The sequence below is a fragment of the Nocardiopsis chromatogenes YIM 90109 genome, from assembly GCF_000341185.1.
In the GTDB taxonomy this organism is placed as follows: domain Bacteria; phylum Actinomycetota; class Actinomycetes; order Streptosporangiales; family Streptosporangiaceae; genus Nocardiopsis_A; species Nocardiopsis_A chromatogenes.
The window spans coordinates 1-12,896 of record NZ_ANBH01000170.1; the positions used below are offsets into that span (position 1 = coordinate 1).

Consider the following 12,896-nt stretch of genomic DNA (forward strand, 5'->3'; position numbering starts at 1 on the left):
GTGCCCCGAAGCCGGTGCGGGGCACGGGTGGCGCGCCGACTTCCGGGCGGTGCGGCCACCGGCCCCGCCCGGCCCGGAGGGGCCGGAGGCGTCGGGCGCCCGGGTGGCCGGGATCGACCATGTCGGGCTGTTCCAGCCCTTCGACCACTTCGACGAGGCGTCGCTGTTCTACCGGTCGGTGCTGGGGCTGGAGCCGGACGCGAGCCTGGAGGTGGCCGCGCCCGACGGGCTGGTCCGCAGCCGCGCCCTGGCCTCTGCGGACGGCGGGCTGCGCATCGCGCTCAACGTCTCGGTGCTGGGCCGCGGAGCCTCGGCCGACGCCGCGGGCGGAGCCCAGCACATCGCCTTCGCCGCGGACGACGTGTTCGCCGCCGCCGAGGCGATGCGCGCCGCGGGCGCCGCGCCGCTGGCGATCCCGGACAACTACTACGGCGACCTGGCCGCGCGCACCGCCCTGGCACCGGCGGTCCTGGAGCGCATGCGCGCGTGCGGGGTGCTGTACGACACCGACGCGGCGGGGGAGTTCTTCCACTTCTACACCCCGCTCCTGGACGACCGGCTCTTCTTCGAGGTGGTCCAGCGCCGCGGCGGGTACAGCGGGTACGGCGCCGCCGACGCCCCCGTGCGCATGGCCGCCCACCGGGCGGAGCACCGGCGGTGACGGGCGTGGTCGGAGGAGAGGCGGGCCCGGCGGGGGCCGAGGCGGCGCCCGGCGGCGACGGCGGTTCCCACCTGGTGGGGCTGATCGGCGCGGGCATCGGCCCCTCGCTGAGCCCTCCGCTGCACGAGCGCGAGGCGGCCGCGTCGGGTCGGCGCCTGGTCTACCGCACCATCGACATCGCGGACCTGGACCTGCCCGCGGAGTCGGTGGCCGACCTGGTGCCGTCGGCGCGGCGGCTGGGCTTCGACGGGCTGAACATCACCCACCCGTGCAAGCGCCTGGTGGTGCCGGTGCTGGACCGGCTCTCCCCGGACGCGGCCGCGATCGGCGCCGTCAACACCGTGGTCTTCGAGGGCGGGGCGGCGGTCGGGCACAACACCGACCGCTCGGGGTTCGCCGCGTCGCTGCGGTGGGGGCTGCCCGGAGCCCGGCGGGGCCGGGTGGTGCTGCTGGGGGCGGGCGGCGCCGGGGCCGCGGTGGCCCACGCCCTCGCGGCCTCGGGGGTGGGCGAGCTGGTGGTGGCCGACCTCGACGGCGGCCGCGCGGCGGAGCTGGCCGAGCGGGTCGGGCGGCGGTTCCCGGACACAGCGGTGCGCACCGGCGCGGCGGACGAGCCGGACCGCCTGCTGGACCGGGCGGACGGCCTGGTGCACGCCACGCCGACGGGCATGGCCCAGCACCCGGGCTGCCCGGTCCCCGTGGAAGTGCTGCGTCCGCCGCTGTGGGTGGCCGATGTCGTCTACCGGCCGCTGCGCACGGAGCTGCTGTGCGGCGCCGAGCGGAACGGCTGCCGCACCCTGGACGGCGGGGGGATGGNGCGGTGTTCCAGGCCGCCGACGCCTTCGAGCTGTTCACCGGCCTGGTCCCGGACCGGGGCCGGATGCTCGCCCACTTCCACGGCCTGCTCGCGGCGGAGCGGAACGCGGGGGAGTGACCCGGCGTCGGGCGCCCGAGCCCGACGAGGGGAGGGGGCTGCGCCCCTCGCGTCACCGATCACGGCGGGAGCGCGGATGCCCGCGGACCGGCGAGCGGAGCGGCCGTCCTGGGAGGATCTACACCATAAAGGCGGGGAAGCGGAAAGTACCTCAATCGCCGAACCGATTCGACGGACGCGGCTGCGCCGCGCTCATTTCCCAGCCTCGCGCCCCGCGGCGGGGCGGGCGAGTGGGGGGCCGAGTGGTTCGGTTCACGCGCCGGACGCCGTCACCGGAACCGGCTCGGGGCGCCCGTCGAGTGACGGTCGGCGGCCACCGCGCCGAGGGGCGGTGACACGGCGCACGGGCGCGCGGGGCCGCGGCGGCCTGCGGCTATCCTGGCGCGCGTGCTTAGGGAAGTTGCGGGGACGAGGTACGTCCTCCCGCTGAGGGAGGGCGGCTCGCTCCCAGGATTGGTCGAAGCCGACGACTTCGGCATGTACGTGGCCAAGTTCGTCGGGGCCGGGCAGGGGCGCAAGGCGCTGGTCGCCGAGGTCCTCGTCGGCGAGCTGGGCCGCCGCCTGGGCCTGCCCGTGCCCGAGCTGGTGCGCCTGCAGTTCGACGCCGTCATCGGCCGGGGCGAGCCGGACGAGGAGGTCCAGGAGCTCCTCAAGGCCAGCGGGGGCCTCAACCTCGGCATGGACTTCCTGCCCGGGGCCCTGGGCTTCGACCCGCTCGTCTACGAGACCGGGCCGGACTTCGCCGGGCGCGTGCTGTGGTTCGACGCCTTCACCGGCAACGTCGACCGCTCCTGGCGCAACCCCAACATGCTCGTCTGGCACGGTGAGCCCTACCTGATCGACCACGGAGCCACCCTGATCTTCCACCACAACTGGAAGGGCGCCGCCTCCGCCGTCAGGCGCCCCTACGACGCCTCCGACCACGTGCTCATCGGCGCCGCGCCGGACCTGGCCGCCGCCGACGCCGAGCTGGCGCCACGCGTCACCGAGGACCTGCTGCGCGAGGTGGTGGACCTGGTCCCCGAGGAGTGGCTGGTGGACGAGGCCGGGTTCGACTCGGCCGAACAGGTGCGCGAGGCCTACGTGGAGCACCTGCTGGCGCGCGCCTCCGAGCGTGTCTGGCTGCCGGAGGTGGGCCGGTGAGCGGGGGGCCGATGGTCTTCGAGTACGCGCTGGTGCGGGTGGTCCCGCGGCTGGAGCGCGGCGAGCAGGTCAACGCGGGCGTGATCGTCTACTGCAAGTCGGCCGGGTTCCTGGAGGCCCGCTGCAGCCTGGACGCCGAGCGGCTGCGGGCGATCGACCCGGGGGTGGACGTCGACGGTGTGCACCGGGCCCTGGAGGGCGTGCGGCGGGTGTGCCGGGGCGGTGCCGAGGCCGGTCCGGCGCGCACCGAGGCGCAGGGGGCGCGGTTCCGGTGGCTGACCGCGCCGCGCAGCACGATCGTGCAGCCGGGGCCGATCCACTCGGGGCTGACGAGCGACCCGGCGGCGGAGCTGGACCGGCTGGCGGGCTCGCTGGTGGGGTGAGGGGCGCGTGGCCTGGAGCGGTGTGGCTTGCGGCCGGCCGGGTCGGCGCGACCGTCAGGGCTCTGGTCGGGGCACGGCCGCCCTGGGCCCTTGAGCGGCGCCCTGCGGCCGCCCGGAGGCGCGCACCGTTCGGTGGACGCCGTCCGGCGGAGCGCCGCCCCGTGCAGGGGCGCAGGGATTTCGACGGGGAGGGTGCGGACGCGGAGTGCGTCCGCACCCTCCCCGCTGTCGTGCGCAGCGGCGTCCGGGCGCCGTGGCCATTTGCTTAGTTAGGCTATCTAAGTTTAAGGTGGCCGGGTGCGACGGCAATACCCCGACCTGGCCCAGCGGCTCGCCACGGCCCTGCGTGAGCTGGTCCTGCTCACCCGGCAGGCCACCGCCGACCAGAAGGTCTCCGCCCAGCAGCTCGGCGTACTCGGCTCGCTGTCCGCAGGCCCGCGGCGGATGACCGCGCTCGCCCAGGAGCACGGTGTGCGCACGCCGACCATGACCGCGCACGTGTCCCGGCTGGAGAAGCTCGGGGCGGTGGAGCGCGGGCCCGACGCCGAGGACGCCAGGGCGGTTGCGGTGGGGCTCACCGAGCACGGGCGCGACCTGCTGCGGGAGGGGCGTGCGGCGCGCGCGGCCTTCCTGGGCGCCAGGCTGGCCGAACTCAGCGAACAGGAGCGCGCGGCGGTAGAGGCGGCGCTCCCGGCGCTGCGGAAGATCGCCGCCCCCAGGGACGCGGAGTAGGCCCCCGGGGCTCTGCCGTCCGGATCCACCGGTTCCCCCGTCCGCAGCTGCGGACGCATGATCGAGGAGGTCAAAGGACGCCTATGTCCACAACGGATTTACCGCCCGCAGGCCAGGCCGCCCCCGCGACCCGTGAGGGTGCGGGGGCGAGCCCGTGGCGCCAGCCGCTCTCCGTCTGGGCCACGGCGGGCGCCGCGGTCGTGGCGTTCATGGGCATCGGCCTGGTCGACCCGATCCTGCCGTCGATCGCCCAAGGGCTGCACGCCACGCCCAGCCAGGTGTCGCTGTTGTTCACCAGCTACTTCCTGGTGACCGCGGTGGCGATGCTGGTCACCGGGTTCATCTCCAGCCGCATCGGCGGCAAGGCGACGCTTCTGCTCGGGCTGGCCCTGGTGGTGGTGTTCGCCGCGCTGTCCGGCGCCTCGGGGTCGGTCGGCGAGCTGATCGGGTTCCGCGCGGGCTGGGGCCTGGGCAACGCGCTGTTCGTGGCCACCGCGCTGTCGGTGATCGTCGGGTCCGCGGTGGGCGGCATGGAGTCGGCGATCGTGCTGTACGAGGCGGCGCTGGGCGTGGGCATCGCGTCGGGCCCGCTGATGGGCGCGGTGCTGGGCGACTGGCACTGGAGGGCCCCCTTCTTCGGCACCGCGGTGCTGATGGCGGTGGGCTTCATCCTGATCACCACGCTCCTCAAGGCGCCGCCCAGGCCCGCCCAGAAGACGCGGCTGGGCGACCCGCTGCGCGCCCTGGCGCACGGCGGGCTGTCCACAACTGCCGTCACGGCCTTGTTCTACAACTTCGCCTTCTTCACCGTGCTGGCGTTCACGCCGTTCGTGCTGGGGATGTCGCCCTACGGGATCGGCGCGGTGTTCTTCTCCTGGGGCGTGCTGGTGGCGGTGTCCTCGGTCGTGGCGGCACCGCGGCTGCAGCACCGGCTGGGGTCGGTGCGCACCCTGCACGTGGCGCTGGGCCTGCTGCTGGTCCTCCAGGCCGCGATCGCGGTGTCGGCCGGGCTGGACGCGCAGGTGGGCGTGGTGGCCGCCGTCGTGCTGACCGGCGTGCCGATCGGCATGAACAACACGGTGTTCACTGAGGCGGCGATGGAGGTCTCGGACGCCCCGCGGCCGGTGGCCTCGGCCGGGTACAACTTCGTGCGCTGGATGGGCGGTGCGCTGGCGCCGTTCGTGGCGGCGAAGCTGGGCGAGGAGGTCAGCCCGGTGCTGCCGTACGTGGTGGGCGCGGCGTGCTGCCTGGTGGCCATGGGGGTCCTGGTGGTGCGCAGGCACCACCTGGGGGCGCTGAAGGCCTGAGGGGCGGCGAAACTCTTTCGTCCGTGCCCCGCGAGGGGCCGCACACGCAGGGGAGCCCTGGTCGGGAGGCCGACCGGGGTTCCCCGTTCCGTTTTCGTGTGCCGATTGGGGCGTAAATCACTTCGTTGGGGGATGGGATGTATGCGTGAATGTGTTGGGACGGTCGGCGCCCCATGACGGGGCGCCGCCCTCTTTGCGCCCCGCCCGCCCCGCCGTCGAAAGGAGCCCCCGGCGTGTCCACAGCGTCATCGCCCTCCGTCTCGCCGCCCGCCGCAGCCCCCCAGGCGGCTCCCGGAAAGGGGCGCCGCCGCACGGCGGTGCTGGTCCTGGTCCTGGCCACCCTCACCGCGACCGGGCCGCTGGCCACCGACCTCTACCTCCCGGCGTTCCCGGTGATCGCCGAGGACCTGGGCTCCACCGAGGCGCAGATCCAGCTCACGCTGACCGCGATCATGCTCGGCATGGCCGTGGGCCAGCTGGTGATCGGCCCGCTCAGCGATTCGCTGGGGCGGCGGCGCCCGCTGCTGGTGGGCGTGGCCGTGTTCGCCCTGGCGTCGCTGGCGTGCATGGTGGTGCCCTCGGCGGGGGCGTTCGCCGGCCTGCGGTTCGTGCAGGGCGTGGCGGGCGCCGCGGGTGCGGTGATCTCCCGCGCGGTGGTCCGCGACATGTTCGAGGGCGATGACGCGGCCCGCTTCTTCTCCCGGCTGATGCTGGTGACGGGGCTGGCCCCGCTGCTGGGCCCGGTGCTGGGCGGGCAGCTGCTGCGGGTGGGGCCCTGGCAGCTCAGTTTCGCGGTGCTGGCGGCGGTGGCCGCGACCAGCTGGGTGGTGGTGTTCTTCGGGCTGCCGGAGAGCCTCCCGGCCCGGATGCGGCGGCCGCTGCGGGCCGGGTCGCTGGCGCGGACGGTGGCCTCCCTGGTGCGCGACGTGCGGTTCATGGGTCCGGCGCTGACGCTCGGGCTGGCCTTCGGGGCGATGTTCACCTACATCAGCTCCTTCTCCTTCGTGTCGCAGAACGAGCTGGGGGCCACGGCTCAGCAGTTCAGCCTGGTGTTCGCGGTGAACACGCTGGGGCTGCTGATCGGCACGCAGGCCAACGCCTACCTGATCGGGAAGGTGGGCACGCCGCGGCGGCTGGCCGGGGGCCTGGCGGGGATGCTGGCCGCGGTGGCGGCGCTGGGGGTGCTGGCCGCCGTCGGGGTGTCCGGCGGCTGGGCGCTGCCGGTGCTCACGGTGGTGTTCTGGTCGCTGATGTTCAGCGTGGGGTTCGTCTTCCCGAACGCCACGACGCTGGCGATCTCCAGCCAGGAGCCGTCGGTGGCCGGGACGGCGTCGGCGCTGATGGGGTCGATGCAGTTCGCGCTGGGCGGCGGCCTGTCGTCGCTGGCGGGGCTGACCGCGACCGGGGAGGCGAGCCTGGTGAGCATGGCGGTGGTGATGGGCGCGATCACGGTGACGGCCGCGGCGGTGTTCGCGGTGACCGCCCGCCGCACCGCCCGCGCGGCGGCCTGACGGGCGGTCAGGGATTTCGAGCGTTTTTCTCTATCGGCCTGTTCTGTCGCACGAGAGTGCATAGCATTTCCGCATGACCGTGGCGGGAGTCCAATTCAGCGAGCTCGTCCAAGTGGCTATCGGTGTGGTCGCGGTTGCCGGAGCTCTCCTCAAGATCCTCCCCGCGCGGGGAAGGACGACTCTGCGCGATGACATTCGGACAGACGCCGAAATCGTCGGCCTGCTCCCGGAAGGCAAGGCGCGCGAGCGCCTGATGGAACACATCGACGGACTCGTTGCGAGGCTGGCCGAAGAACAGGGGCATCGGCGCGATCCTGCAGGGATGGCGCTCGGCGTGTCCTTCATGATCATCGCCGGCGCCCTGGGGATCTTAGGCATGAACCTGGGCGGATGGGCCATGTGGGCTCTATTGACCACGGCCGTCCTGCTCTTCTGTTTTGGGCTGATCGGGTTCTCGATGGAGGCCGAGAAGCGGGCGCGCGGAGAGGCCGATGGCGGTGAACGAACGGCGTGACACCGAGTGGACGCGGGCCGGGACGGATGTGCTCCGTCCGGGCCCGCGCCGTGTGTGGCGGCCCGGGCCGCGGGTCAAGAGCGTCGGGGCCTGCGGTCAGTCCAGGTCGTCGTCCTCGACGTGGAAGGGCTGGGCCTGGCCCTGCAGGCCGCCGGGCAGCGGATCGCCGCGCTCGGGGATGTCGTCGGCGCTGTCCGGGTCGACCTCGAACAGGGAGCCGTCGGCGGCGCTCTGGGCCAGGACGTACATCGAGTCGTAGGCCGAGGCGATCTGGGCCTGCTCCATGTCCGGGCCGGTGGCGCTCAGCTCCACCAGCACGCTCCCGCTGCCCAGCAGCCCGTAGGCGTTCCGGGCGATGCCCTCGTAGTCGCCGCCCGGGTAGAGGCTGGCGTTGGCGCCGTCGTAGGAGTCCTCCATGGCCTCCGCCGAGACCGCGACCGCCTGGCGGGACAGGTCCCGGGCGCCGTCGCCGACACCGGGGTGGGTGGGCCACATGAGCGAGGCGGTGATCTCCTCGCCGTCGTCGTCCGCGTAGCGGCCCTGCATGTGGTAGTCGACCACCAGGTGCGGGTCGAACTCCTCGTACTGGCGCCGCACCGCCGCCGCCTCGGGGACCGGGTTGTCCTCGGGCGCCAGGCCGGGGGCGTGGTACCGGTTGGGGTCGTAGCCCGTGCCCGGCTCGCCGTACTCGGGGTCGGCGTCCGGGTCGTGGTTGTAGCGCTGGCCGAGCTCGTGCCCGTCGGGGTTGGCGCGCACCACGACGGACAGGGTGACGCGGCTCAGTATCGCGCGCCCGTCCCGGCCGGGCCTGACGCCCAGGTCCTCCAGGAGTTCCAGGGCGGCGGGCGTGCCCAGCGGCTCGTTGCCGTGCTGCTGGGTGATGTACATCAGCCGCAGCGGGCCCGTGCCGACGGTGGCGTTGAAGATCGGGCGGCCCTGGTTGGTGGTGCCGATGGCGTCCACGTCGACGGCGCCCCGGCTCCGCTTCTCGATCTTGTCGAGGCGGCGCTGGAGCTCTTCGGTGCTGGGGCGGGGGTCGACGGGCCTGCCGGGGGCCGCGGGGGCGTCGGCGGCGGCGGGGGAGGAGAGGGCGGGGGAGAGGAGGGCGAAGGCGGTCACGGCCGTAACGATGCGCCAATTTCGCTTCATGGTGGGGCATTGTGCACTCTGTGGTCAACAGGGCACAAGTTGCGCACGGTACGCGCGCGGGCGCGCGCAGGGGATGCGGTCGGGCGGGCGGACGGGGAACCGCGCACGCGCCCCGCGCATCGGATCGGACGGCCGCCCCGACCCTCTAAGGTTCGGAGGGGACCCCGATGTGCGAGCGAGAAGGAGTTGCCGACGATGGAGTTCAAGCGGCTGCTGGCCGGCCTGGGATTCGGCGGGGCCGCGGTGCGGACGGTCCTGCGCGAGGGCGAGGTGCGCCCCGGCGGTGTGCTGGCGGGCACGGTGCACGTCGAGGGCGGCGAGGTCGACCTGCACATCGACGAGGTCACGGTGGGGCTGCAGGCCCGCGCGGAGATGGACAAGGGCGAGGTCGAATGGGACATCGAGCTGCAGCTCAAGCATGAGCGCGTCAAGGGCGCCCTGGAGCTGGCCGAGGGCGCCGTGGTGGACGTGCCCTTCGAGCTGGAGCTGCCCTGGGAGACCCCGCTGACCCGCTACCGCGGCAAGCCGATCCGCGGCATGGGCGTGGGCCTGTACACGCAGCTGCACGTGTCGGCCGCCGTGGACCCCGAGGACCTGGACCCGGTGCCGGTGGCCCCGCTGGCCTCGCACACCGCCGTGCTGGACGCCGCCGAGGCGGCGGGCCTGCCGCTGCGCCGGGCCCGCCTGGAACGCGGCTCGGTGCCCGGCATGGAGCAGCGCCTGCCCTTCTACCAGCAGCTGTGCTTCGGCTCCCCCGAGAGCGGGGTGGACGTCGACATGGTCTTCGTCACCGGCGAGCACGCCTGCCAGGTGGCGGCCGAGCGCCGCGACGGCCACGGGTCGCCCTGGCAGGGGTCGGTGGACCACGCCGACCCGGCCCCGGGCGCGGCGGAGCTGTCCGCGTGGCTGGAATCGGCCGCGCGGCCCTGACACGCGGTGATCTCCCCTGGTCACGCCCTGTGTGCGGGCCTTTACCCGGGTTGACGGGGGGTGCGCACCCGGGCACAGTGGGCGGGATTCGACGCGCGCGCCCCGGCGGCATCGGCCGTACCGGGGCCACCGCGCGGACCCTGAGGTAGCGGGAAGGCGGACGCATGCGGGACAGCGGCGCGTGGCAGGGGGCCGTTCCGGCCGGGACGCTGAACGGGCTGGCCGGTGTGCTCTACCGCAACGCGGAGGACCTGCCCGCCGCCGAGGTGGTCTCCCGGCGCGGCCCCGGCGGCGAGTGGGAGCGGGTGACCTCCGCCCGGCTGCTCAGCGAGGTCACCGCGGTCGCCAAGGGGCTCATCGGCGCCGGGGTGGGCGTGGGCGACCGGGTCGTGCTGGTCGGCGACGCCCGCTATGAGCAGATGCTGCTGCAGTTCGCCGTGTGGGCGGTGCGGGCGGTGGCGGTGCCGCTGCCGGCGGCGTGCTCGCCCAAGCGGCTGCTGGCCGTGGTGCGCGACTGCCGCCCGGCCGCCGTGGTGCTGCAGGACGGCCGCCAGGCCGACGCCGCCGCGACGGCCTCCCGCGAGGTTCCCGACCTGGGCCGGGTGTGGCGCCTGGACGGCCCCGAAGGGCTGGAGGCGGTCACCCGCCCCGGCGCCTATATGGACTCCTCCTCGGTGCGCTTCCGCATGGAGGAGGTGGTGCGCGAGGACCCGGCCGTCATCGACTACCCGGCGTCGGCGGCCGGGCCCGGGCGGGGGGCCGTGCTCACCCACGGCAACCGGCTGGACGCCGCCGACGCGCTGGTGCGGCGGCTGGCCCCGGCGCTGGCCGGGCTGGAGCCGGGCGAGGCCAGCGCCCTGATGCGGCTGTCGCTGGCCGACCACTTCGGGCAGGCGGCGCTGGCCGCGTGCATGCTGGCGCGGGTGCGGCTGGGGGTGCTGGAGCCCCGCGCCGACCTTCCATCCGAGCTGCGCACGTTCAAACCGTCGGTGCTGGTGACCGGGCCCGAGCTGCTGGAGCGGCTCTACCGGGCCGAGTCGGACAAGGCGCGCCAGACCGGCTGGGACAACCACAACGCCTTCGGCGCCGCCACCGAGCTGGCCGTGGACTTCGACAAGGCCGGGCGCAAGGGCGCCTGGCGGCGGGTCTCCAAGGCCATGTACGAGTGGATGTACACGCGCATCCGCGAGGCGCTGGGCGGCCGGGTGAGGCTGGTGGTGGTCGCGGGCGCGCCGATGACCGCGCGGATGGACCACTTCTTCAACGGCGCCGGCGTGCCGCTGGTGCAGGTCTGCGGCACCGCCGAGGCGGGCGGGGCGTTCTGCGCCAACGGGCCCGGCGACCGGCGCGCGGGCACCCACGGGCGGGCCCTGGAGGGCGCCGAGGTGCGCCCCGGGCCCGGCGGCGAGCTGTTCGTGCGCGGGCCGGGGGTGTTCCCGGGCTACTGGAACGACCCGGACGCCAGCCGGGAGGCGCTGCGCGACGGGTGGCTGGCCACCGGTGTGGCCGGGGAGGTCGACGGCGACGGGTACGTGACGGTGCAGGGGCGGCTGCGGGTCCAGGCCTGCGCGGCCCCGGTGCGGCCGCGCGGGGCCGAGCAGGCGCCCGGCGGCGCCGGTCCGGGGGCGGACGCGGGCCGGGCGGCGCCGGAGGCCCAGAGCGGCGGAGGGGCCGGGGGCGCCGGTTCCGGCCCGGCCGAGCCCGAGCGCCCGGCGGCGGTGCCCCAGCCGTCCCCGGAGGAGCTGGTGGCCGACCTGGAGCGGCGGCTGCGCTCGCACTCGCTGGTCAGCCAGGCGATGGTGATCGGGCGCGGGCGGCCCTACTGCACGGCGCTGGTGACGCTGGCCTCGGACCAGCTGGAGTACTGGCGGCTGGTGAACAACCGGCCGCTGAACACCCCGCCGGAGGAGATCGCCTCCGACCCGGAGCTGCTGCGCGAGATCAGCGCCGCGGTGGGCGAGGCCAACCAGGCGGTGCCGCCGCAGCTGGCGGTGCGGGCGTTCCATGTTCTGGCCGAGGAGTTCACGGTGCAGAGCGGGCTGGTGCTGCCCGGGGGCGAGCTGCGGCGCGACGCGGTGCTGCGCGCCTTCGCCGACGAGATCGAGGGCCTGTACCGCTCGCCGGAGCCGGGACGGCAGGGCTGAGCGGGCGCCGGTCGGGCGCGGCCCCGTCTCACTCGGGCGGCAGCCACGTTCCCGGGCGGCGCTGACTCCATCCGAGCGCTTTGAGGAGCGGGTGGCCGTTTCCGTAGCGGGGGCCGGGGTTTTCGAGTTTGTCGATGAATGCGTCGATGTCGTACTCGATGACGGTGGGTTCGCGGTCGGTGTTCCTATCGACGGCGGTGGCGATCCACAATGTCCCGGTCGTCCGGATGTGCCACCGGTCGCGGTAATGCGCCTGGAGGATCTCCAGGATCTTCTGCGGGGTCATGGGGAAACGGTCGCGTGCCTGGCCATTGTCAGAAAGCCCAGGTCAGGCGTCGTCCACGGCTGTCCAGTCCGGTCTATAGATGTCCGAGGGCTGTGCCAGCATGGTCCGCGTGAGCTTCGCAAGCGACCTCAAGGCCCTCCGGGAGGTAAGGGGTGCGTCCCGCGATGCGGTGGCGCGTGCGACCTCCCTGAGTACGAGCATGGTGGCCAAGGCCGAACGGGGGACCCGGGCCTTGAAGCGGACGGCGGTGGAGGCCGCTGACCGCTTCCTCGAGGCGGACGGTCGGCTCCTGGCCTCTTGGGAATCCGAAGGGAGAGCCGCCGCGCTCCCGTCGTGGGCGACGCGTGCCGTTGAGTCCGAGGACCGAGCGGTCGCGGTCTCGGCCTTCTCGGGGCTCGTCCTCCCTGGCCTGCTGCAGACGCCGGAATACGCGAGAGAGCTGCTGCAGGTGGGGAACCAGGACATGCCCCGAGAGCGGGTCGAGGCCGTTGCCCGATCGCGGACGTCCCGGCTCGAGAAGCTGAGAGGGCGCGACCTTCAGTGCGTCGTCTTCGAGCCGGTATTGTCGAATGTCGTCGGCGACGCGGCTATTATGCGGGACCAACTCACCCACCTGTTGGAAACGACGGGTGTGCGGATCCTGATCCTCCCTCAGGACGTCGGGAGCCCAGTGTGGGCCGGTGGGGCGTTCCGGTTGCTGGAGTTCGCCGACCGTCCTCCGCTGGCGCATACGGAGGACGTCGTCACCAGCCGGGCGGTCACGGACGCGGGCGAGGTGCGCCGACTCGCACGATTGCTGGCCACCGCTCTGGCATGGTCCCTCAACCCTCCGGAGTCCCGCGCTCTGATAGAGAGGAAGCGAAATGCTTACCAGTGAATTTCAGAAGTCGAGCCGCAGTCAATTCCGTGGAGAGTGCCTGGCCGCGAGAATCGACGGTGACGGGGGCGTGGAACTCCAGGACACGGTGAACCCGGACCGTATCCTCGGCCTTCCGTCCGCCGAATGGGTGGCGCTCCTCAGAGACCACGGCCGTATGTCCATGTCATGACCCGCGGACCTTCGTAGCGAGAGGGCGTGTCCCTGCGGCTCTCGCCGGTTGGGGACACGCCCGCCGCCCTCGCCTCAGTTGTTGTTCAGCCACGCCAGGACCGCGCGCACGCGGCGGCTGTCGTCGCCCGACGGCGGCAGGGCCAGCTTGGGG

The 12,896-nt window shown here is 74.0% G+C and carries 13 protein-coding genes; 11 read left to right on the forward strand and 2 right to left on the reverse strand.

What is annotated here, in order from left to right:
- The 8 genes from D476_RS0117795 to D476_RS0117830 all read left to right on the forward strand — a co-directional run.
- On the forward strand, positions 1 to 661 hold a 661-nt coding region (locus D476_RS0117795; protein ID WP_017625288.1), incomplete at its 5' end, for a VOC family protein.
- 74 nt (positions 662 to 735) lie between these two features.
- Entirely contained in the window at positions 736 to 2,025 is a 1,290-nt protein-coding gene (locus D476_RS33690) for a shikimate dehydrogenase (protein ID WP_449289409.1), read from the forward strand.
- Positions 1,971 to 2,738, forward strand: a complete 768-nt coding sequence (locus tag D476_RS0117805; RefSeq protein ID WP_026123609.1) for a HipA family kinase — start codon at positions 1,971 to 1,973, stop codon at positions 2,736 to 2,738. Before D476_RS33690 ends, D476_RS0117805 begins: the two co-directional genes overlap by 55 nt.
- Before the next feature lie 11 nt (positions 2,739 to 2,749).
- The gene (locus D476_RS0117810) at positions 2,750 to 3,121 is read left to right on the forward strand and encodes a DUF3037 domain-containing protein (RefSeq protein WP_017625290.1); all 372 of its coding nucleotides are present in this window, start codon (positions 2,750 to 2,752) and stop codon (positions 3,119 to 3,121) included.
- A gap of 297 nt (positions 3,122 to 3,418) precedes the next feature.
- Complete coding sequence (locus D476_RS0117815) at positions 3,419 to 3,853, forward strand: MarR family winged helix-turn-helix transcriptional regulator (protein WP_017625291.1); 435 nt, start codon at positions 3,419 to 3,421, stop codon at positions 3,851 to 3,853.
- 83 nt (positions 3,854 to 3,936) lie between these two features.
- A complete protein-coding gene (locus D476_RS0117820) occupies positions 3,937 to 5,160 on the forward strand; it encodes an MFS transporter (RefSeq protein ID WP_083939553.1) in 1,224 nt (407 codons plus the stop codon).
- A gap of 233 nt (positions 5,161 to 5,393) precedes the next feature.
- Entirely contained in the window at positions 5,394 to 6,671 is a 1,278-nt protein-coding gene (locus D476_RS0117825) for a multidrug effflux MFS transporter (protein WP_026123611.1), read from the forward strand.
- Between the two features lie 73 nt (positions 6,672 to 6,744).
- A complete protein-coding gene (locus tag D476_RS0117830) occupies positions 6,745 to 7,185 on the forward strand; it encodes a hypothetical protein (protein WP_017625294.1) in 441 nt (146 codons plus the stop codon).
- A gap of 96 nt (positions 7,186 to 7,281) precedes the next feature.
- On the opposite strand, the gene D476_RS0117835 is transcribed toward D476_RS0117830, so the two are convergent.
- Positions 7,282 to 8,334 carry a M14 family zinc carboxypeptidase gene (locus D476_RS0117835; protein WP_026123612.1) on the reverse strand — a complete coding sequence of 351 codons (1,053 nt, stop codon included), beginning with the start codon at positions 8,332 to 8,334 and terminating at the stop codon, positions 7,282 to 7,284.
- Positions 8,335 to 8,529: 195 nt separating this feature from the next.
- Here D476_RS0117835 and D476_RS0117840 point away from each other — a divergent pair, with 195 nt between their 5' ends.
- Positions 8,530 to 9,264: a sporulation protein gene (locus tag D476_RS0117840; RefSeq protein WP_017625296.1), complete on the forward strand. Its 735-nt coding sequence runs from the start codon at positions 8,530 to 8,532 to the stop codon at positions 9,262 to 9,264.
- 164 nt (positions 9,265 to 9,428) lie between these two features.
- Entirely contained in the window at positions 9,429 to 11,408 is a 1,980-nt protein-coding gene (locus D476_RS0117845; protein ID WP_017625297.1) for an AMP-dependent synthetase/ligase, read from the forward strand.
- 28 nt (positions 11,409 to 11,436) lie between these two features.
- On the opposite strand, the gene D476_RS0117850 is transcribed toward D476_RS0117845, so the two are convergent.
- On the reverse strand, positions 11,437 to 11,694 hold the full coding sequence (locus D476_RS0117850) for a hypothetical protein (RefSeq protein WP_017625298.1): 258 nt from the start codon (positions 11,692 to 11,694) through the stop codon (positions 11,437 to 11,439).
- Positions 11,695 to 11,794: 100 nt separating this feature from the next.
- Between D476_RS0117850 and D476_RS0117855 the strand changes: the two genes are divergently transcribed.
- Positions 11,795 to 12,571, forward strand: a complete 777-nt coding sequence (locus D476_RS0117855) for a helix-turn-helix domain-containing protein (RefSeq protein ID WP_026123613.1) — start codon at positions 11,795 to 11,797, stop codon at positions 12,569 to 12,571.
- The last annotated feature ends 325 nt before the right edge of the window (positions 12,572 to 12,896 follow it).

Excerpts from the sequence above, each read along its gene's own strand:
- D476_RS0117840 (WP_017625296.1), top strand. The coding sequence starts at position 8,530 with ATGGAGTTCAAGCGGCTGCTGGCCGGCCTGGGATTCGGCGGGGCCGCG.
- D476_RS0117845 (WP_017625297.1), top strand. The coding sequence starts at position 9,429 with ATGCGGGACAGCGGCGCGTGGCAGGGGGCCGTTCCGGCCGGGACGCTG.
- D476_RS0117855 (WP_026123613.1), top strand. The coding sequence starts at position 11,795 with ATGGTCCGCGTGAGCTTCGCAAGCGACCTCAAGGCCCTCCGGGAGGTA.
- D476_RS0117820 (WP_083939553.1), top strand. The coding sequence starts at position 3,937 with ATGTCCACAACGGATTTACCGCCCGCAGGCCAGGCCGCCCCCGCGACC.
- D476_RS0117810 (WP_017625290.1), top strand. The coding sequence starts at position 2,750 with ATGGTCTTCGAGTACGCGCTGGTGCGGGTGGTCCCGCGGCTGGAGCGC.
- D476_RS0117830 (WP_017625294.1), top strand. The coding sequence starts at position 6,745 with ATGACCGTGGCGGGAGTCCAATTCAGCGAGCTCGTCCAAGTGGCTATC.
- D476_RS0117835 (WP_026123612.1), bottom strand. The coding sequence starts at position 8,334 with ATGAAGCGAAATTGGCGCATCGTTACGGCCGTGACCGCCTTCGCCCTC.
- D476_RS0117850 (WP_017625298.1), bottom strand. The coding sequence starts at position 11,694 with ATGACCCCGCAGAAGATCCTGGAGATCCTCCAGGCGCATTACCGCGAC.